The organism is Iodobacter sp. CM08 (assembly GCF_033446605.1).
Taxonomy (GTDB): Bacteria; Pseudomonadota; Gammaproteobacteria; order Burkholderiales; family Chitinibacteraceae; genus Iodobacter.
Window position 1 is genome coordinate 110,670 of the sequence record NZ_JAWQUO010000015.1, and the last position, 20,218, is coordinate 130,887.

At 47.9% G+C, this 20,218-nt stretch carries 19 protein-coding genes, 1 tRNA gene and 1 rRNA gene; 11 read left to right on the forward strand and 10 right to left on the reverse strand.

The window, feature by feature from the left end:
• Window positions 1–591: an LURP-one-related/scramblase family protein gene (locus R6242_RS10615; protein WP_293933060.1), complete on the reverse strand. Its 591-nt coding sequence runs from the start codon at window positions 589–591 to the stop codon at window positions 1–3.
• Window positions 592–967: 376 nt separating this feature from the next.
• On the opposite strand from R6242_RS10615, the gene R6242_RS10620 reads away from it, so the two are divergent.
• The 5 genes from R6242_RS10620 (at window position 968) to R6242_RS10640 (ending at window position 8,119) form a co-directional block, all read left to right on the forward strand.
• A complete protein-coding gene (locus tag R6242_RS10620; RefSeq protein ID WP_318426539.1) occupies window positions 968–1,876 on the forward strand; it encodes an ABC transporter ATP-binding protein in 909 nt (302 codons plus the stop codon).
• Window positions 1,873–3,126, forward strand: a complete 1,254-nt coding sequence (locus tag R6242_RS10625; protein ID WP_318426541.1) for a hypothetical protein — start codon at window positions 1,873–1,875, stop codon at window positions 3,124–3,126. The genes R6242_RS10620 and R6242_RS10625 overlap by 4 nt, the downstream gene beginning before the upstream one ends.
• A gap of 451 nt (window positions 3,127–3,577) precedes the next feature.
• Window positions 3,578–5,176, forward strand: a complete 1,599-nt coding sequence (locus R6242_RS10630) for an NAD+ synthase (RefSeq protein ID WP_318426543.1) — start codon at window positions 3,578–3,580, stop codon at window positions 5,174–5,176.
• A gap of 52 nt (window positions 5,177–5,228) precedes the next feature.
• A complete protein-coding gene (locus R6242_RS10635) occupies window positions 5,229–6,245 on the forward strand; it encodes an AI-2E family transporter (RefSeq protein WP_318426545.1) in 1,017 nt (338 codons plus the stop codon).
• 98 nt (window positions 6,246–6,343) lie between these two features.
• Window positions 6,344–8,119 carry a GGDEF domain-containing protein gene (locus tag R6242_RS10640; RefSeq protein WP_318426547.1) on the forward strand — a complete coding sequence of 592 codons (1,776 nt, stop codon included), beginning with the start codon at window positions 6,344–6,346 and terminating at the stop codon, window positions 8,117–8,119.
• A 29-nt stretch (window positions 8,120–8,148) separates the two neighbouring features.
• On the opposite strand, the gene R6242_RS10645 is transcribed toward R6242_RS10640, so the two are convergent.
• Complete coding sequence (locus R6242_RS10645) at window positions 8,149–9,222, reverse strand: diguanylate cyclase domain-containing protein (RefSeq protein ID WP_318426549.1); 1,074 nt, start codon at window positions 9,220–9,222, stop codon at window positions 8,149–8,151.
• A gap of 329 nt (window positions 9,223–9,551) precedes the next feature.
• On the opposite strand from R6242_RS10645, the gene R6242_RS10650 reads away from it, so the two are divergent.
• Window positions 9,552–9,908, forward strand: coding sequence for a hypothetical protein (locus R6242_RS10650; protein WP_318426551.1), 357 nt, complete (start codon window positions 9,552–9,554; stop codon window positions 9,906–9,908).
• Window positions 9,909–9,975: 67 nt separating this feature from the next.
• Here the strand turns inward: R6242_RS10650 and rpsT are convergent, their stop codons facing one another.
• A complete protein-coding gene (gene rpsT, locus R6242_RS10655) occupies window positions 9,976–10,239 on the reverse strand; it encodes a 30S ribosomal protein S20 (protein ID WP_099398629.1) in 264 nt (87 codons plus the stop codon).
• A gap of 232 nt (window positions 10,240–10,471) precedes the next feature.
• Between rpsT and murJ the strand changes: the two genes are divergently transcribed.
• Window positions 10,472–12,019 carry a murein biosynthesis integral membrane protein MurJ gene (gene murJ / locus R6242_RS10660; protein ID WP_293933080.1) on the forward strand — a complete coding sequence of 516 codons (1,548 nt, stop codon included), beginning with the start codon at window positions 10,472–10,474 and terminating at the stop codon, window positions 12,017–12,019.
• A gap of 155 nt (window positions 12,020–12,174) precedes the next feature.
• Here the strand turns inward: murJ and R6242_RS10665 are convergent, their stop codons facing one another.
• The 5 genes from R6242_RS10665 to R6242_RS10685 form a co-directional block, all read right to left on the reverse strand.
• Entirely contained in the window at window positions 12,175–13,377 is a 1,203-nt protein-coding gene (locus tag R6242_RS10665; RefSeq protein ID WP_318426557.1) for an amino acid aminotransferase, read from the reverse strand.
• Between the two features lie 195 nt (window positions 13,378–13,572).
• Window positions 13,573–14,154: a BON domain-containing protein gene (locus R6242_RS10670; RefSeq protein WP_318426559.1), complete on the reverse strand. Its 582-nt coding sequence runs from the start codon at window positions 14,152–14,154 to the stop codon at window positions 13,573–13,575.
• A complete protein-coding gene (locus tag R6242_RS10675) occupies window positions 14,151–14,741 on the reverse strand; it encodes a phosphoheptose isomerase (protein WP_046351375.1) in 591 nt (196 codons plus the stop codon). Before R6242_RS10675 ends, R6242_RS10670 begins: the two co-directional genes overlap by 4 nt.
• A 2-nt stretch (window positions 14,742–14,743) precedes the next feature.
• On the reverse strand, window positions 14,744–15,088 hold the full coding sequence (locus tag R6242_RS10680) for a YraN family protein (RefSeq protein WP_293935101.1): 345 nt from the start codon (window positions 15,086–15,088) through the stop codon (window positions 14,744–14,746).
• A complete protein-coding gene (locus R6242_RS10685) occupies window positions 15,085–16,287 on the reverse strand; it encodes a penicillin-binding protein activator (protein WP_293935104.1) in 1,203 nt (400 codons plus the stop codon). The genes R6242_RS10680 and R6242_RS10685 overlap by 4 nt, the downstream gene beginning before the upstream one ends.
• Between R6242_RS10685 and rsmI the strand changes: the two genes are divergently transcribed.
• From rsmI to R6242_RS10700, 3 genes are all read left to right on the forward strand, one after another.
• The gene (gene rsmI, locus R6242_RS10690) at window positions 16,282–17,166 is read left to right on the forward strand and encodes a 16S rRNA (cytidine(1402)-2'-O)-methyltransferase (RefSeq protein ID WP_318426562.1); all 885 of its coding nucleotides are present in this window, start codon (window positions 16,282–16,284) and stop codon (window positions 17,164–17,166) included. The two genes, R6242_RS10685 and rsmI, sit on opposite strands and share 6 nt — an antisense overlap.
• Before the next feature lie 200 nt (window positions 17,167–17,366).
• Window positions 17,367–17,451 (forward strand) — tRNA-Leu (locus R6242_RS10695).
• Between the two features lie 167 nt (window positions 17,452–17,618).
• Window positions 17,619–18,086 (forward strand): AtaL-like protein, encoded by a 468-nt coding sequence (locus R6242_RS10700; RefSeq protein WP_293935107.1) that lies wholly within the window; start codon window positions 17,619–17,621, stop codon window positions 18,084–18,086.
• Between the two features lie 94 nt (window positions 18,087–18,180).
• Here the strand turns inward: R6242_RS10700 and R6242_RS10705 are convergent, their stop codons facing one another.
• Complete coding sequence (locus tag R6242_RS10705; protein ID WP_318426565.1) at window positions 18,181–18,951, reverse strand: HAD-IIA family hydrolase; 771 nt, start codon at window positions 18,949–18,951, stop codon at window positions 18,181–18,183.
• Window positions 18,952–19,236: 285 nt separating this feature from the next.
• Here R6242_RS10705 and R6242_RS10710 point away from each other — a divergent pair, with 285 nt between their 5' ends.
• The gene (locus tag R6242_RS10710; protein WP_318426567.1) at window positions 19,237–19,815 is read left to right on the forward strand and encodes an acetate uptake transporter; all 579 of its coding nucleotides are present in this window, start codon (window positions 19,237–19,239) and stop codon (window positions 19,813–19,815) included.
• An 82-nt stretch (window positions 19,816–19,897) separates the two neighbouring features.
• On the opposite strand, the gene rrf is transcribed toward R6242_RS10710, so the two are convergent.
• Window positions 19,898–20,011: ribosomal RNA gene (gene rrf / locus R6242_RS10715) — 5S ribosomal RNA — on the reverse strand.
• Between the last annotated feature and the right edge of the window lie 207 nt (window positions 20,012–20,218).

The window sequence follows — 20,218 nt, forward strand, 5'->3', positions numbered from 1 at the left end:
TTACTCTTTTAATACCATATCAATACACATGACCGCAGCCAAAATCAATGGCCGTAAAGGATCATTTCCTGCCACGCTCGCATCGATAGAGAGCATATAGTTGTCAGCTGAAGTAAACAGCTCTTTCCCTAGCCCTGCCCATTTTTTACTCACTTGTGCCAGCTGCTTACCATCTTGATCAAAGCTAAAATTCCAGCTGGTCCAGCTTCCTTGTAACCAACAGAGCGATTGCCCATTGGCATCGAGCAATTCAAACTTACCGCCAATAGATAAAAGTTTTTGTCTGAATTCACCTATTTTTTTATTCTGATGATCAAAAACCTCAACATTCGAACGAAAAATACTCACCCCACGCCGCACCGATAATAATAAAGCACCATTTGGCTGCGTAATCTGTACATCAAATGGCGTCATCCGTTTGTAATCGGTAAAGCGCAAGACTTTAGTCACCATGCCTAAATTTGGCTCACGGCATTCCAAGATAACTTGCCCGCTCACTGGATCCAAAATATCAAAATTATTGGCCGCTTTAAAAATGCCCAAGTGCTCTTTTACAAAAAACTGATTACGATCCAGTACAGCATTCATCATTACCCCACTCCATTAAAATTATTTACTGATGTTACGCGCAAAGCTATTTATCCACGAAAAACACTAAATGCACGAAAAAAAAACGAATTAAACAAAGATAATCTCCCTCTGCTTTTTTAACATGATGCCTAGGTGCATTGCTTAATAAGCATTTGATATTAAAAAAAATTATTAAAATCACTCAAAAACAATGGTCATGCGGCATCTATTTGTACTTTTTGTGTTTTTAGTGGACTGCGTATTTTTTGATCTTGCTGCATAACATCAGTTATTTAGCTGACACCCGCCAAAAGCAGGGATGAAGTATGATGCCAGCTTAAAGCGATTGGCAAGCGATCGTGCCATGCACAAACATCAGATCCCTCCAGAGAATTCTATGATTCAAATTTCTGATCTTACCTTTGACTACACTGGGCATCGGGCGCTCGATCAGCTCAATCTACAAGTAGAGCAAGGCAGCGTAACCGCTCTTGTTGGCGCAAATGGGGCGGGTAAAACCACCTTGATGCGCTGCATCGCTGGCTTAGAAACGCCGCTAGCAGGCTCAATCACCGTGGCTGGCTTAGATGTGCAAGAGCAACCTCGCGCGGTGCATAGGCAAATGGGCTATTTATCTGATTTTTTTGGCCTTTACCAAGACCTCACCGTGGCCCAGTGCTTGGAATACGCCGCGGCATCACAAGGCTTGGCTAAGGATGAGATTGCTGACGCAATCAGCAGTACTGCAGCGCGCTTATCTTTAAGCGATAGGCTGGAGCAAAAAGCCAGTAGCCTATCGCGCGGCTTACGCCAACGCGTGGCAATTGGCCAAGCCATTATTCATGCTCCGCAAGTTTTACTGCTTGATGAGCCCGCCTCTGGGCTCGATCCTGAGGCACGCAATGAGCTGGCAATTTTATTCCGCCAATTGCAGGCCAGCGGCATGACGCTGTTGGTTTCATCGCATATTTTGGCCGAATTAGAAGCTTATTCCAGCCATATGCTGGTGCTTAGAGATGGCAAAATCCTTGAGCACCGCGCCCTACATCAGGGCCTAGCCTGCAAGGCATTACAGCTTCGCCTTGCCAGCCCCAACGATAAGCTCATGGGTATTTTAAGTGCCAACCCCGCCATTAGTCTCAGTAAAGCCGATGCTTTACACGCCGAGTTTGATTTCAATGGCAATAGCGCAGAGCAAGCGCTGCTGCTGGCCGAGCTCATCCAAGCGGGCCTAGCAATTATTAGCTTTGGCGAGCAAAACTTGCAGCAAGCTTATCTGCGCTCGATAGAAGGTGGAAAACCATGAATCCAGAATTTAAACGCAATCTATGGCTCAATTTTTCTCTACACCGCTTAATCGGCATGCCCGCCATTTTGGGGCTGATCTTTTTAGCTGTAGCGATGAATGGCCAAGCCAGCCACGTAGGCAGCTCTGCGGCGATGCTGTTTGTTGGCATTGTTTGGCTATGGGGTACAAAAAACGCCGCAGCAGCGATTGGCGATGAGCAAAGAGATCACACTTGGGATCAGCAAAGAATGAGCGCGCTCAGCCCCTGGGCCATGACTTGGGGCAAGTTATTTGGTGCAACCTTATTTAACTGGTACGGCGGGGCGATTTGTATCTTGGTACTGCTGATTAGCGATCTTGCCAAAGACCCAATCAATACCTTGTTCAAAGCGCTATCGCTGATCGCAATGAGCCTGCTGCTACACGGCGCAGCGCTAGTGATGAACTTGCAACTAGGCCAATCAGATTTCGCCCAAAATCGCCGAGGCAGCTTTAATTTGCTACTGGCGATCCCCCCACTCTTTTTAATGCCCAGCCTATTTGAGCTCAGCGAAACGCCGATTACTTGGTGGGATATCAGCTTTATGCCACTGCAATTTCAGCTTTTAGCTGGCAGCTTCTTTGCTGTTTGTAGCATTTTTGCCGCTTGGCGACTCATGCAAAACGCCTTGCAAGTGCGCACACAGCCTTGGGCGTGGCCGGTATTTTCCTGCCTACTTACGGGATTTTTAGCAGGGTTTAATCACGAGAATCTGCCTATGCTCGGCCTGATTATCAGCAGCAGCATGACCTACGCAACGCTGTTTTCTGAGCCTAATAGCATCACCATTTGGCAGCGAATCCAGCAGCGGATTCAAGCCCAAAACTGGCATGGGGCACTGATTAACTTACCGCTCTGGCCCACCACGCTACTACTCTCTTTTGCGTTTGCCTTGCTCGCAATGGGGGCAGCTCCAAGCGAGCTTTCTAGCATCAGCACCGCCCCGCTCTCCATTGCTTTGATGCTGCTAAGGGATAGCGCCATTTGCGTATTCCTTGCCTTTGGCCCCAAGCGTGGCATCACCAATAGCCTGCTCTATCTAGCGCTTATTAATGGGCTACTTCCATTTTTAGCACATAGCAGCGGTTTAACGAGTGTGGCTTATTTCATCATGCCAATGAGTCATCCAGCAGCAATCACCAGCATTGTCATCAGCACCATTCATGCTCTCATCGCCATCGCCTTAGTATTTTGGAGATGGCAAGCCCTGCAAACAGTCCAGCGCTAAGTAGAGGGTGTTTGCTCTTGAAAAAAGCTGATATTTTGTTTTAGTACATTGGCATTCACGACCAGCTTTTGAGGAGCTGTAGCAGCCTTAATTCAGCTTGGCGATGAGCATCGGAGCTTTGTTTCAGTAAAGTAACCGCCACCCATCTCCCAAGCATCATCAATATCCCTTTTACACTGTGCATGAATAAAATCGCCATTCAAACTAGTGCCTGATGCCATTATTCGCAGGCAATCTTTCGTATTTGCTACCGTTGGATACGGATGCCGCTCAGCAATCACATCGGAATCAATAGCGCTAACTAAGGAAAAAAACGCCTAAGTTATCCTGTTTACTAGCCTTAAATGTCCTAACACAGCCACATGACAGTCTTAGCTTACTCACACACTTTCCCATCCCCATAGCGTTCTGCCTTAAAATAGCTTTTTTTCTCTTACGCGACGCCGCCACGATGAAAATCGCCATTGCCCAGCTCAACCCTATTGTCGGTGACCTTGCCGGCAATACCACCAAGATTTTTGCTGCTGCCGCTCAGGCCAAAGCTGAGGGTGCGGATATTTTGCTGACCCCTGAGCTGGCGCTATGCGGATACCCGCCAGAAGATTTATTGCTACGCCCGGCTTTTTTGGCTGAGTGCGCCACCGCCGTCGGCCGTTTTATTGATGAGCTAGATGGCATTACCCTCGTACTGGGCTATCCGCGTGCCAGTGGTGGAGAACGCTTTAACAGCGCCATCGTGATTCGGGATGGCAATGTACTTGGCCGCTATGACAAGTTGCTGCTGCCCAATGACCAAGTTTTTGATGAAGTTCGCTACTTCTCGCCAGGCTATTCGCCCTTGGTGTTTGAGCAGGATGGCGTACAGATTGGACTCGCCATTTGTGAAGACATCTGGGATGTGGAGCCTGCTTCTGCAGCAGACGACGAAGGTGCAGAGCTGTTATTAATCTTAAATGCCTCGCCCTATAACCAAGCCAAACAATCCACCCGCCGAGAAGTGGTCGGCCAGCGTATAGAAGAAACCGGCATGGCGATGGTGTATTGCAATATGGTGGGGGGCCAAGACGAGCTCATTTTTGACGGCCAATCCTTTGCTCTGGATAAGTCTGGTGAGCTGGTGGCCCAATTGCCTGCATTTAAGGAAGAGCTGGCCTTTATTGATTACCAACAAGGCAATCTAAAGCCCGCCGCCATTACGCCAGATTTAAGCGATGAGGCCAGCAGCTATCAGGCGTTGGTACTCGGAGTACAAGATTATATTGGCAAGAATAAATTCCCAGGCGTATTGCTGGGTTTATCCGGCGGGATTGATTCGGCGCTCACACTGGCGATTGCCGTTGATGCGCTAGGCGCAGATAAAGTACACGCCGTGATGATGCCATCACGTTACACCGCCGATATCAGCGTGGATGATTCGCGTGAAATGATTAAAATATTGGGCTGCAAATATTCAGAGATCGAAATTTGGCCCATTTATGAAGCCTTTATGTATGCCTTGAGCGATGAATTTGATGGCCAAGCGGCAGACACCACCGAAGAAAACCTACAAGCACGCGCACGCGGCACCTTGCTGATGGCTTTATCTAATAAATCTGGCAAGCTAGTGCTCACCACCGGCAATAAATCAGAAATGACCACCGGCTACGCCACCCTTTATGGCGACATGGCAGGCGGCTTTGCCGTGCTAAAAGACGTGGCAAAAACACTGGTTTATCGCCTATCTAGCTGGCGCAATACCCAAAGTATGGTAATTCCTGAACGTATCATTACTCGCCCACCTTCTGCGGAACTTCGCCCAGATCAAACCGACCAAGACTCATTGCCACCCTATGAAATTCTGGATGCGATCTTGCAGGCCTATGTGGAAGAAAACCTGAGCCGCGCCGAGATTATCGCCAAGGGTTTTGCTAAGGCAGATGTAGACCGCGTAGTGCATTTACTGACCATTAACGAATATAAACGTCGCCAAGCACCGGTAGGCCCACGGATTACCCACCGCGCATTCGGCAAAGATTGGCGTATGCCGATTACCAACCGTTTTTCGATGTAAAAAACCCAGGGCACAGCATGCCGTGCCCCAACTACCTCACTCTGGATGACCCATGCTTAAGCTAGACCGCTACACGCGTATTGCCAGTTATTTCATGATTGGGTTGTTTCTACTTATTGTCATGCTAAATCACCTGCTACCCGCCTTACTGATAGGGCTATTGGTTTATGAATTGGTAGCGCAAGCCGCGCAAGCCCCTTTCATTTGCCGCTTGCCACCCAAGCGTGCCAAACCGGTTGCACTGATTATCTTTGCCGCCTTTATTATCTTGTTGCTGGTCTTACTGGGTTTTAGCTTGGCATCGGTGTTTCATGGCGAATCGGCGTCCATGCCTAGCATCATGCGTAAATCAGGTGAAATTGCCGAAGCCTTGCATCATGAGCTGGCCAACTGGCTGCCCGCTTGGATGTTAGAAAGCCTGCCGCAAGATGTAACGGCGTGGAAAACCGCCTTTTACCAGTGGTCAGATAAGCACATCGCTCAGCTACAGCAAATTGGTGCTCGCACCGGCCATACATTGGCGCAAATGCTGATCGCCATGGTGATTGGTGCCATGCTGTCTTTACACCACAACAGCCAAGATAAAGCGCCCCTGCTCGATGCCCTACAAACTCGCTGCGCCCGTTTGGCTCACTCATTCAGACAAATCGTGTTTGCCCAAGTACGTATTTCTGCGCTCAATACGTTTTTTACCTTAGTCTACTTGGCGGTAGTGTTACCTTCATGCGGCGTTTCCCTGCCACTCACTAAAACATTAATTGTCATTACCTTTTTAGCGGGCTTATTGCCTGTGATTGGCAATCTAATTTCTAACACAGCCATTGTGGCCGTGAGCATGAGCGTTTCAGCCTCAGTAGCAGCAGGCTCATTAGCTTTCTTAGTGATTGTTCATAAATTCGAGTATTTCTTAAATGCGCGCATTGTTGGTGGGCGCATCCATGCTTTTGCATGGGAGCTACTTCTGGCCATGCTGCTAATGGAGTCCATATTTGGCCTACCCGGCCTTGTGGCTGCGCCTATTTTCTATGCCTATTTAAAGAACGAATTAAAAGAAGCACAATTAATTTAACCCATCCATATCACTAGATCACCTGAGATAATCATCTGTCATGCGAGCGTAACTATTCACTGTTATTCTTTATGCCTACGCTGAATATCTGGCTTCACATGACTGCAAATCCCAGCCTAGAAATGCTTAGGCAAGAACTAGAAAATATCATTAGCCAAAATTTATTGACGGCACTTTTTCAACCGATTGCGTCAACAAGAGATGGTGAAATTTACGGCTATGAAGGGCTGATTAGAGGCCCTTCATCCAGCTTTTTACATTCCCCCATTAATCTTTTTCGCACTGCTGAAAAATTAGGCTGTTTACACGCCCTTGATTTTGCCTGCCGTAAAGCTGTTATTCAGGCCTTTGTAAAAGAAGAGCTGGCTGGGCGTTTGTTTTTAAATGTGATCCCATCTTGTTTAGCAGAACAAGACTTCAAACCGGGCGCCACCCTCGCACTATTAAATGCCGCAGGTCTTGCGCCGCAGCGCGTGGTGATTGAGCTAACCGAAACGCAACCTACCCACGATTACGCACTACTTAAAGAAGCCCTGCTCCACTACCGCGATATGGGGTTTAAGATTGCGCTGGATGATTTAGGAGAAGGCTTTTCATCATTACGGTTATGGTCGGAGCTCAAACCAGAATTCGTTAAGATAGATAAATACTTTATTCAAGGCTTAGCTTGCGACGCACAAAAAAGACAATTTGTTCGATCAATCCAACATATCGCCATCAATACCGGTGCACGGGTTATTGCAGAAGGCATTGAATCGCAAGCTGATTTACAAATCGTGCAAAAGATTGGCATTAGCTATGTACAAGGCTACTTTATTGCCCTGCCACAGGCGCACCCGCCGCGAAAACTCAATCTTAATTTACTCGAAAAAGACCCTCGTTCTGGTGTACTGAATGAGCAAACAGCAGGCCAATTACTGGTTGAAGTGCCCACCGTTTCCCCTAGGCAAAGCGGTGCAGAAATCTGCCGTATCTTTAGCAAACACCCCCAAATTCATGCCCTGCCGGTGATTGATGATCATCGACCGGTCGGCCTATTACGCCGCCATGAAGTCATCGAATACTTTGGCCGCCCTTTTGCCCACGAGCTTTATGGCAATAAACCCTGCAAAGCACTCATGGATTGCAACCCGCTGATTGTGGAGCACTCCACTAGCCTGCAAGAACTATCCCAATTAGTGACCGCAGCCGACCACCGCCATTTGGCGGATGGCTTTATCATTACCGAGCAAGGCCATTATCTAGGCATGGGAACTGGCCATGACTTAATGCGAGCCATCACCGAATTACAAATACGCGCCGCCCGCCATGCCAATCCACTGACCTTATTGCCAGGCAATGTGCCTATCCAAGAGCATATGGAAGTGCTGCTCGCAGAGCAGCGCCCGTTTACTGTGGCGTATATCGATCTAGACCACTTTAAGCCTTATAACGATGTCTATGGCTATGCCCGTGGTGATAGCATGATTCGAATGTTAGGGGAGTTACTTCTTGGCATTGCCGACCCACAAATTGATTTTGTTGGCCATATTGGCGGCGATGATTTTATGGTGCTATTTCGCTCCTCAGATTGGAAAAGCCGCTGCCAGAGCTTGCTCAAAGAATTTGAGCAGAGGGTAAAAAGCTTGTTTGAGCCAGAGCACGTTTTAGCAAACAGCTATAGCAGTGAGGATCGCCGTGGCGTGGTGCAGAATTTTCCACTCAGCAGCCTATCCATTGGGGTGATCGAAGCCCGCAAAGATCGCTACCTCACCCACCACGAAGTGGCTGCAGCAGCGACCCACGCCAAACATCTTGCCAAAAGTAAGCAGGGAAACAGCTTGTTTGTAGAACAGCGCAAAATAGAACATCCAAGCGCAGAGCTGGTGCTATAAACGGGGAGTTAGCTGAGGACCAGCGCCCCCTATGCCTTATCCGATAAAAAGCCTAAAGACCAATCCAGCCCATATTCTGCATTAGCCAAATCAAGCAGTGGCTGCAAGCTTGTTAGCAAAGCAGGCAGATGTGGCGCAACCTCGGCTTGCTGGCCCTTATGCAGCATCAATAAAGCGTCTGCCAATGTTAATACCGGCAGCCGATTGACGTTCTCATCCGGCATTAAAATACGATTAGGCCCAGTAGAGCCATACAGCCTCATAGTGGCCTTGCTAAACAAGGCAGGAGCCGAATGGGTATCATCATGCCAAGAGTTAGCCACCGCCACGCTAGCGGTCACCGTTAAGCGTTCATCTCGATAATTAATTCTGGCCGCTGCTACGCCTTGCCTTAAGCGCTCGGCCATGACTCGCACTTCCGATAAAGAAGTGCCTGGTGCCACAATCGCAAACTGCGGCCCATCCACATGGGCCAGCGTGTCTTCTCGGCGCAATTTGGCCGCCAAAAGCTTAGCTAACAAGCTCAGCATTTGATCAGCCAAGCGCTCGCCAAGCTTTTGCTTTAGCGGCTGATAATGATCGATCTCTAATAAGAGCAAAGTCACTTCAGAATTGTGCCGCAGCGCATAGGCCATAGATTGCTCCATTTGCAACATCAGCAAATTCGAGCTTGAAACCCCAGTCATGCTATCCCGAGCAATCTCCTGCGCCTTCTCCGTGCGTGCAATGACTAGCTCTTGCTGAATCGCGGCCAATTGAATATTAGCGGCAACACGTGCGAGCATTTCAGCTCTATCGGTTGATTTTGTAATAAAGTCTGTAGCACCACATTCAACACATTTTTGCTTAGTGGCATCGTCTTCTTCACCCGAGATAATAATCACCGGCAACAAATACAAACGCCCATCACCAGCACCGCGCACGCGGGCCAATAAGCCCAAACCATCGAGCTCAGGCATGGTTAAGTCAGAGATCAGCAACTGAATGCTTTCATCGGCCAGAAGCCGCTGCCAGCCTGCCTCACCATCAGCCTCTTCAATCACATCGTAGGCAATACCAAGGTGCTTTTTGATTGTCGCCCGAACAATGCGAGAATCATCCACGACAAGAATGCGCGGTAAAGGAAGGTGTTCTGAATCCACTTGCGACATCTAATCAGGCCCGTCTTACATCGTTGATAGAATTTAGCATAAACGCATTCGCTCTGCCGATATACGGTCAAAACACCCGCCATAAACCCCTATAAGATTCAAACTAGCTAGCAGCCTGTCGAACTTAAGGCGGACCTACTGCAAAAACTCTGGATTCGGCTATATTCCACGCACTTTCGCGTTAAATAGCTAGATGCGTGAAATCTGTCTCGAACCGGTCATTTTTTCGCGACGGTCGCCTAAGTAACAGGCCGCTAAGTCATTATAAAGGAGCGAGCATTATGACTATTGATTTGCAGCTTCAGTTGAGCATCGCCCCACTTTCATGCTTTGAGGCTAAACGTTGCCTACACAGCCTAGCGCGTGAAGGCATTGTAACCCTATGGCATGAGCAGCGCCCTTTCAGTCGCGACACTTGCCTATTAAACCTTAGCGCGGAATGTAGTAGCTCGGACAGCCCTCAGTGGCTTAGCGAACGCTTAGCTGCAGCCATCTGGAAAGAAACTGGGCGCTTTGTACGCCTTACTAATCTAGTCGTTAGCAACAATGAAACTGAATATTTATTTACTTTTGAAGAGGCCGACTACCAGCGTTTAATGCCCGCATTTAGGCTAAGAATGCCGCCACTACGCCGCTAATTAAAGGCCCAAACGAACAAAAACCCCAGCCTAGGCTGGGGTTTTCTTCACTCGAACATCTACAGAATTAGGCCATAGCCTTGATTGCTGCAGACAGACGGCTCTTATGACGAGCTGCCTTGTTCTTGTGGAAGATTTCTTTATCAGCGATACGGTCAATGATACTGACGGACTGTTGGAAGACAGTCTGAGCCGCAGCTTTATCACCTGCTTCCACAGCCTTCAGCACCTTTTTGATCGCGGTGCGGAAAGCGGAACGCTGGCTGGTATTGTGCTGGCGGGCTTTCTCAGCCTGACGTGCACGCTTGCGAGCTTGGGCACTGTTAGCCATGTTTTGAAACTCCTGAGACGGGCTTGCCCAAAAATCGGGCTAATTCGGAAACCGGCGATGATAGCCCCACTTTTAGCTTCTGGCAAGCACTTCTGCGCAGCAAACCTCAACAAGGCGCGCCTCCCCCAAAAAAACGTATCCTTTTCCCATAAATTCCACAGGCATTCGCATAGCTTGCAATACAGATAAGATCCGGCCTTATAATTGCGCCCTCACTACTCAAACCCTCATTATGAACCTCTTAAAAACACTAGCGGCAGTCAGCTCCATGACGCTGGTCTCTCGTATTCTGGGTTTTGTACGCGACACCATTATTGCGCATGCGTTTGGCGCAGGTGCTGGCACAGACGTCTTCTTTACCGCATTTAAGCTACCCAATATGCTGCGGCGTATTTTTGCCGAGGGCGCTTTTTCCCAAGCTTTTGTCCCCACTCTGGCCGAATACAAATCTCGTAAAGGTGAAGCAGAAACCAAAGAATTTATCGCCAAAATTGCCGGCATGCTGACCTTGGTACTCGTGATTGTCACGCTCTTGGGTGTTTTAGCAGCACCATTGATTATTTATTTTTCTGCTGCTGGTTTTGCTAAAGATGCCGCTAAATTTGATTTAGCAGTAGAACTGCTCCGCTATATGTTTCCCTATATTTTATTGATTTCGCTTTCTTCATTAGTGGGCAGTATTTTAAATACCTACAACCGTTTTTCTGTCCCCGCTTTTGTGCCCACACTCCTTAATATTTCATTTATTGCCTGCGCGCTTTGGCTGGCCCCGCTGATGGATAGGCCTATTTTTGCCCTCGCCATTGCAGTATTAATTGGCGGCGTGGCTCAGCTTTGCTATCAACTTCCCCACTTAGCCAAACTGGGCATGCTGATGTGGCCCAAGCTAGATATTAAAGACGAAGGCGTTTGGCGAGTCATTAAACAAATGGGCCCTGCTATTTTTGGCGTATCGGTGGCGCAAATCAGCTTAATTATTAACTCAAACCTCGCCTCTTTCTTGGCTTCCGGCAGTGTTTCATGGATTTACTACGCCGATAGGCTTATGGAGTTCCCTACTGGCGTGCTTGGCGTGGCGCTAGGGACGATCCTATTACCCAGCCTAGCCCGCAGCCATGCTAGTAATGATCAAGCCAGCTACGACCGTTTGTTAGATTGGGGGCTGCGCCTATGCATCATGCTATGTCTGCCCGCCACAGTTGCCTTAGCCATCCTTGCTGGGCCACTAACGCTAACCCTGTTTCAAAGCGGTAAATTTACCATCCATGATGCGCTTATGACGCAGCAAGCGCTGGTCGGCTATAGCGTCGGTTTAATCGGTTTAATCTTGATTAAAATCCTCGCCCCCGCGTTTTACGCCCGCCAAGAGATTAAAACCGTTGTGCGTATTGGCTTAATTACGCTGTTTGCCACTTTAGCCATCAACCTACTCTTTTTATGGGTACTCCCCTTCAAGCATGCGGGGTTAACGCTGGGGATGAGTTTAGGCGCTTGCTTAAATGCAGGGCTGCTATACCGCACGCTGCGTTTACGAGGCTATTACACCCCACAGGCAAACTGGAAGCCCTTTATGCTACGGATTGTGGCTGGGGTTATGATCATGAGCGGGCTATTGCTGGGCTTACTGCACTTCATCCCTCACTTTGCCGAAATGACTAAGCTACTGCGCGTCGGCTGGCTCAGCGTGCTGGTTATTGCCGGAGCAGGTGTTTATTTTGCCGCGTTGTTTGCGCTAGGATTCAGACCTAAAGACTTCTCGCGTACTGCAATTAACAACTGAAGTGACATATGGGGGGGGGTAATGCAAAGCAGTGCTTATCGTTTTTTTCTCGCGCGAATAACGCCCGTTAATCATTAGACCGAACGAATGGAACGAAAAAGCCCACGAAATCGTGGGCTTTTTTATAATGCAAGGCAAAAATCCGCCATTAACACTTACAGCACTTTAGCAATCGCATCGGCTACATAATCAATATTTTTAGTATTCAGCGCAGCTAAGCAAATACGCCCAGTTGAAACAGCGTAAATACCATATTCATCTTTCAGTACTTCAACTTGAGCCGCTGTCAGGCCGGTATAAGAGAACATACCGCGCTGAGCCGCTACAAAGCTGAAATCCTGCGCCACACCACGCTCTGCCAGTTTTTCTACCAAGCTGGTGCGCATGGCACGAATACGATCACGCATACCTGCCAATTCGTCTTCCCACTGCTGACGTAGTTCTGGGCTAGATAACACCGCAGCCACAACCGCGCCGCCATGGATTGGCGGGTTGGAGTAATTAGTACGAATCACGCGTTTTAGCTGGCTAAGCACACGGCCCGCTTCCTCTTTGCTTTCTGTCACGATAGACAAAGCACCTACGCGCTCGCCATACATTGAGAAGCTTTTAGAAAAAGAGCTAGAAACAAAAAATTGCAGGCCAGAAGCAGAGAACAAACGCACGGCAATCGCATCTTCCTCAATGCCATCCGCAAAACCTTGGTAAGCCATATCTAGGAACGGAACCAAATGGCTTTCACGGCAGGCGTCTACCACTTCGGCCCATTGTGCATCAGTCATGTCCGCACCAGTTGGGTTGTGGCAGCAAGCATGCAGCACCACGATAGAGCCCGCTGGCATGCTTAATAGAGCGGCCTTCATACCCGCAAAATTAACGCCACGAGTAGCTACATCGTAATAGGCGTAGTTTTCAACTTTAAAACCAGCCGATTCAAACAAAGCACGGTGATTTTCCCAGCTTGGATCACTGATATACACGCTGGCATTGGCATCAAGGCGTTTGAGCAAATCAGCGCCTATTTTCAGAGCACCGGTACCGCCCAAGGCTTCTGCTGTGACCACTCGGCCCGATGTGACTAATTCACTGGTCGCACCAAACACCAAGTTTTGTACCGCTTGATTGTATAAACCCAAGCCTTCAATCGCTTGGTAGCCGCGCGGTGGCTGTGCATCCATACGGTTTTTTTCTGCCGCTTTTACCGCAGCCAGCAATGGGATTTTGCCATTGTCATCGTAATACACACCTACACCCAGATTGACCTTACCAGCACGTTTATCGGCATTGAAGGCTTCATTCAGACCCAAAATAGGATCACGGGGGGCCATTTCTACTGCGGCAAAAATCGAGGATGTCATCCGAGGCTCCAAAAAGTAATAGGGAAGGCAGACTTGTAATCGGCTTAAAAGCGCAAATTCACATTGGCTAATTTTAGCATGCGAAGCTTGAATACGGCCCCTTCCTTGTAAGCTAAACGCATAAACAAGCAAAGGAGCCATGATCCAGCCGACTATCGGTAATCGAGGCCTGATAGCACGTGCCTTAGCGCAGGCTTAGTTAAGAGTTAATGGCTCAACCAATTTCACCACCTGGCGCACACCCGATACACGGCTGGCAGCACGGGCAGCAGAGTCTGCAATCTCGGGCTTGCTCACCCCCATCAGGTAAACCACACTGCGCTCGGTAATCACCTGCAAGTGCAGCGCATCAGCATCATTTGCATCGGTCAGCAAGGCGCTTTTAACCCGCGCAGTAAGTTGCGTATCGTAGAGACGATTTGCAGCGGTAGAAGGCGTTGTAATCACAATTTCATTGTGGATTTTGCGAACTTTCGTTTGGCGCTGGGCAATCTCATATGCCTTTGCTTTGGCTGCTTCATCGGGGACTTCGCCTGTTAGCAAAATAACGCCGTTAAAAGCACTGACATTGATATGCGCTTTGTCTTTCCACGTATCAATTAAATCACTACTAATTTGTGAGCTTAAATCAAAATCAGTTTTGATCATTTCTGATTTACGCGGATCCGAGCCAACCATAGCCCCTACCGCCACACCACCAACCAGTAAAAGAGGTACGCAGGCAGACAAAGACGCTGCCAGCCCCATTGCGAGTAGTGCGTTTTTTAGCTGCATCATTCGCCGCCCAACAGCATATAGTCCACCGCATCACATAGTGCATGAATCATGGTGATATGTACTTCCTGAATACGCGCGGTGCGCTGCACTGGCACACACAAATGCACATCATCACCAGATAAAATCTCGCCAATTTGCCCGCCATCGCGGCCAGTAAAAGCGATCACATTCATTTGCCTATCATGAGCCGCGTGAATAGCAGAAATCACATTGGCCGAGTTACCCGATGTAGAAATCGCAATCAGTAAATCACCAGGACGCCCTAATGCATGCACTTGCTTAGAAAAAACCAAGTCATAGTCGTAGTCATTGGCAATCGCGGTAATTGCAGAGGTATCTGTCGATAAAGCCACCGCCGCTAAACCTGGGCGCTCACGCTCAAAACGCCCGACCATTTCGGCCGCAAAGTGCTGCGCATCGGCGGCGGACCCCCCATTACCGCAAGTTAGAATTTTGCCATCAGAGATAAAGGTTTGCACCATTTTCTCTGCGCCAATTCGAATGCCGGGGGAGAGCAATTCCATCGCCATTTGTTTGGCGTCGATACTATCCAGAAAATGCTGTCGAATACGTTGTGCTAAATCCATTTTTATCCCTCAGTGGCGTCTATACAGTTTTTGAGCCAGTTGATTGTTTCCCCTTCAATGCAAATTGCATCAAAGCGGCAAAGTGGTAAAGGAGAAACTTTTAATAGGTAATATTGAGCCGTTGCTCGCAGTTTAGCGCGTTTTGCTGGCCCTATGCTGGCAGCCGCTCCGCCAAAGCGCGTATTACGGCGCTGCCGTACTTCTACAAATACTAAGGTGTTACCGTCTTTAGCAACTATGTCAATTTCACCACGTTTGCATTGCCAATTACGCACAATGATTTTTAAGCCCTGTTGCTGCAAGAAAATCACCGCAGCATTTTCTGCCGCAAGGCCTAGTGTATTCATGGAGCTGGATTGGCTGCGGGGCGATCATCGCCACTATTAAAGCTATTCAGCGTGAGCTCCCGCTCTACTAATCCTCCACTTCCCATGCTGATATGCCCGCTTAAACCATCAAAATTAATTTCTGCTTTATTGCTTAATAAAATAGCCAGCTTCCAAGCATCCACGCCCAGAGCAAATAATCTCTCTACATCGTTAGATTGGGATCGAGTGCGATTCAACAAGGCATACTCACTATTACTAGGCTGCAAAATCCACGGTGTTTCTAGATAACGAATGCCACTCATATCCACTACAGCCGTTCTACTTAAATGACCAGGATTAATTTGGCTAGTGGCAAAAACGGGGCGCTCATTCCCTATAAAAGGCCGAGACAGCCGTGTTTGCCGCGCATTGGCGGCAAAAAACACTGAATCATGTTCGCCATCTTTTAATTGATTACGCAAGTCCTGCGCTTGGCTGCGTGCGTCTTTCAGCATAAAGACCTTAGGTGGCACACCATTAGCTTCTTTCCATGCATCCCCAAAACCTTGCACCATTCGAGTAGACAGCGGGCTATCGCCTTGCAATACCAAGGGCATGCGCAAACCCTCATCAAACATCTGCCTTGCTGCCTGCTGTGCTTCTTGCTCTATAGATAAAGAAAAGCTATAAAGCTGGGCGCGACGTAAGGTGCGTTCATCAAAGGAATTTAAAGCAATCACCGGAATATCAAAATCACCAATATCCGCTAAATAGTTAATTGAAGGCTTAGTTAAAGGCCCAATCACCGCTATCGCCCCTTGATCGCGCAAGCGCTGAAACTGCTCAAACACTTCAACCGGCACATCCTCAGTATCAAAAATTTTAACCGCAGGCAGATCAGCATTTGCATTTGCTCTTTCAGCGGCCAATACCCCCGCCTTAATCGCATCCACGGCTGGACGCATCGCCTTGCTCTTGCCAGGTAATAAAACCGCGATAAAACCAGCGCCCACTACAGGTTTTATTTGCACAACTGGATTTACAACAACAGCAGCTCCTTTTTGCTCAACCGCGCTCGTCACTGGTGCGGCAATCGAATACGCAGGCTTACTCTCTGAATGAGCCACAACAGGGGCCGCAGCGCAGCCAGCTATGGCAGTTAAGAGTAGAGCACCGTATAGTACGGCTCCTAGCGCACTGCGCCGTTCCGAAGCAAAAAGGAGAGCCTTGGCGTGCATACCGAATCCATTCCTATTATTAAGTCCGCATTATATGTGGTCGCCACCCCTATCGGTAACCTTAACGACATGACGCCTCGCGCCATTGCCGCCCTAAAAGGTGCCGATGTGATCGCGGCGGAAGATACCCGTGTCACTGGGCAGTTACTTAAACACTTTAATATTTCAACGCCGATGGTGTCTTTGCGTGAGCACAATGAACACAGCATGGCTGAAAAACTCGTTGCCCGCATGCTTGCTGGCGAAACAATTGCGCAAGTCTCTGATGCAGGAACACCCGCAGTCTCAGATCCTGGTGCATTACTTGCAGCCGCAGCCCATGCCGCGGGCTGCAAGATTATCCCAGTACCCGGTGCGTCGGCACTGACTACAGCTCTTTCTGCCAGCGGCTTTGTATCCCCACATGCACTGTTTTATGGCTTCTTACCGCCTAAAACCAAACAACGTTGTGATGCACTGGCGGAGCTTAAAGAACAAAGCTTTATTTGTGTATTCTACGAAGCACCACACCGTATCGTTGATTGCCTCGCCGATATGGCGGCTGTATTCGGCCCAGAGCGTGAAGCAGTGCTTTGCCGTGAAATCACCAAAACCTTTGAAACCATCCGCCGCCTACCGCTAGGCGAACTCGCGGCATGGGTAGCCAGTGATAGCAATCAAGAACGTGGTGAATCTGTCATCGTGGTAAACGCTGCCCCAAAAGCAGAAAAAGCCGATGGCGCAGATTACGACAAAATTTTACTCCCCCTCATTGCCGAACTACCGCTCAAACAAGCAGTAGCCCTAGCCGTATCCATTAGCGGCGCACCTAAAAATGCCCTTTATGAACGCGCACTAGAGCTAAAAAACAGCACAAAAGGCAAGGAACCTTCAGCTTAAACATAAGGCTTGCTGACTCATTCGCCTCTTTACCGCTTTTTTTGTTCAGCCTGGGGAATGCAGCAGCAAGATTGATATAAAAAAATAATCTTTTATATCAATACACTATGTAATGTCCTAGAAAACAAAGTCTATTTTCTGTAAATAACGCTTGCCAACAGAAAAGTGTTCCTACATAATCCGACTCCTGCACTGAACGAGCCCGGGTGGCGAAATTGGTAGACGCAAGGGACTCAAAATCCCTCGCCGCAAGGTGTGTCGGTTCGAGTCCGACCCCGGGCACCACTCGTAAAGTACAGATAAATTAAGGATTTCAAGGCTCAGCCTGAAATCCTTTTTTTTCGTCTATTACACCACTACTACGCTGCCGGCGCCTACTCATAACACTCACAGCAAATCCACAATACTCACAACACAATTCGCTATACTAGCCGTTTTGAAGGAGAGCTATTTTGCAACTCGAACACCTTGTCGCAGTTAACGATCCATCCAATGATTTAGTCCTAACTCGCGCCGAGCTTTGGAAAGGCCTATTGATCCGCGCCGAATGCCCCGATGTTTTTATGCCACACGTCGACCACGTTGAAATCATAGAGCGCAGCTCGCTACACCTGCTTCGCAAAATGATTATCGGCGCAATGCATATTCAAGACCGCATCCACTTAGTGCACGAACAACATCTACGCTACGATACCGAGCCAAGTGAGCAACATGGCGGCGGCACGCTACTCATGCAAATTGAAGAGCCTGAAACGGGCATGCTATTTGTACGCTTTCATTACCAGACACCTCAAGATGATCAAGGCGAAGAAGAGGAATATGCAAAGTTTTTGAAAGCCGCATGGCAGCAAAATGATGTAGAAACCATCAAGAAAATTCGCGAATTAGCGGCTGAAGGCTCGCTAGCAATCAAATCTTAACGATAGAAGATAACGCTACAGTACTGCCAAGACAAACCTAATGCCTTGGCAGTACACTTCTATACTTGCACGGCAATAAGCCAACCATCGGCACTTAAAGGCTAGTGAAGTCGATCTCACCCACATGGTTAAACACATAATCTGGCTTATAAGGGAATTGCTCAATCATGTCCATGGTTGATACCCCTGAAAGCACCAAGGCAGTCTTCATCCCCGCCTCCATCCCGCCAACAATATCTGTGTCCATTCGATCACCCACCATTAAGGTGTCTTCAGGGTGCACGCCTAATTTACGCGTCGCTAGCGTCATCATCAGTGCATTAGGCTTGCCAACAATATATGGCTTCTTACCCGTAGCCGCCGAAATCGCCGCCAAGATAGTCCCAGCCGCAGGCTCACTCCCCCCTTCTACCGGATCAATCATATCTGGATTGGTGCCAATAAATTTGGCCCCTCCATCGATAAAGCGCACCGCTTTTTTCATTTGTTCAAAATTAAAACTACTTGATTTAGCCACCACCACATAATCAGGCTTACTTTCTGAAATCGAAAACCCAACATTGTAAAGCTCATTAATCAAGCCGCCCCCGCCAATAATAAATACCGTGGCACGCTCTTTTTGGCTACGTAAAAACATGGCCGTCGCCATGGCACTGGTAATAAAATTACCTTCAGTTAAACCATGAATACCCAGCGCTTCAAGTTTTAATTTTAAATCGAGAGGCGTTTGCTCTGCGTTATTCGTTAAAAATAAAAAAGGCAATTGAGTACTCAATAAACGCTGAACAAATTCATTCGCACCGGGTATGAGTTGCTTACCACGGTAAATCACACCATCCATATCAGAAATAATGCTCTTAATCATCTTTGTCCCCTTATTTATCTACCACTTCATCGTAACAGCATCCAAGTTATAACTTACGCCCATAACAAAATAGCGCAGTAATAACCATCAATTTTTCACCAAAAACACTAGCAAATAATGTTTCTGAGTAAAGCCCCCGTTAGTAATGCTGCTGTAATTTACTCTGCATAAACAATAAGCTACATGCTTTTAACCCGTAAATACTGCCAAGTTAATCTAAGCCAACTTTTTCAGTCACAAGGCTAGGTATAATCGCGCCTCCTTAAAATTCAAACAGATATAAATATGCCCCAAAGCCTTCATATTCCAGACCAAACCGCCAACCCTGCACCATTAGGGCTACTCGGCTTTGGTATGACTACGGTATTACTTAATTTGCACAACGCAGGCGCCATTGAGCTTAGCGCCATGATATTAGCCATGGGGATCTTCTATGGTGGCATTGCTCAGGTTATTGCAGGAGTTTTAGAGTGGAAGAAAGGCAATACGTTTGGCACCGTTGCATTTACCTCTTACGGCATGTTCTGGCTCACGCTAGTTGCCCTACTGATCCTTCCCAAGCTAGGACTTGCAGAAGCAGCCTCAGTCAATAGCATGACCGCCTACCTAGCTATGTGGGGCATCTTTACCGCATTTCTATTTATTGGCACGTTAAAGCTAAATAAAGCCACACAGTTTATATTTGGCTCGCTAACCATTCTTTTCGCTCTATTAGCCATTGGTGACTACACAGGCAACGCCATCATTAAACAAATAGCCGGAATTGAAGGTGTTATTTGTGGCGCATCTGCTATTTATACTGCGATGGCCCAAATATTAAATGAAATGTACGGAAAAACTGTTATGCCTCTAGGTAATAAATAATCATAAACACATAAATCCTATACAAAAAAACCCCGATATCAAGGGATATCGGGGTTTTTTATTTTTCACACTACAATAAGGTGTCTGGTAATGACCTACTTTCACACAGGTAATCTGCACTATCATCGGCGCTAAGGTGTTTCACTGTCCTGTTCGGGATGGGAAGGAGTGGGCCCACCTTGCTATGGTCACCAGACTTTAACTTGTAAAAGCTGCTTATCTTACTCAGCAACTTATCTCATATTTTTTAAGCAATAAAAACTACTGCTTCACTAATATAGCAAAACCCCCGCCTCTTTCGAGTACGGGGGTTTTGTTTACTACATAAGGTGTCTGGCGATGACCTACTTTCACACAGGTAATCTGCACTATCATCGGCGCTAAGGTGTTTCACTGTCCTGTT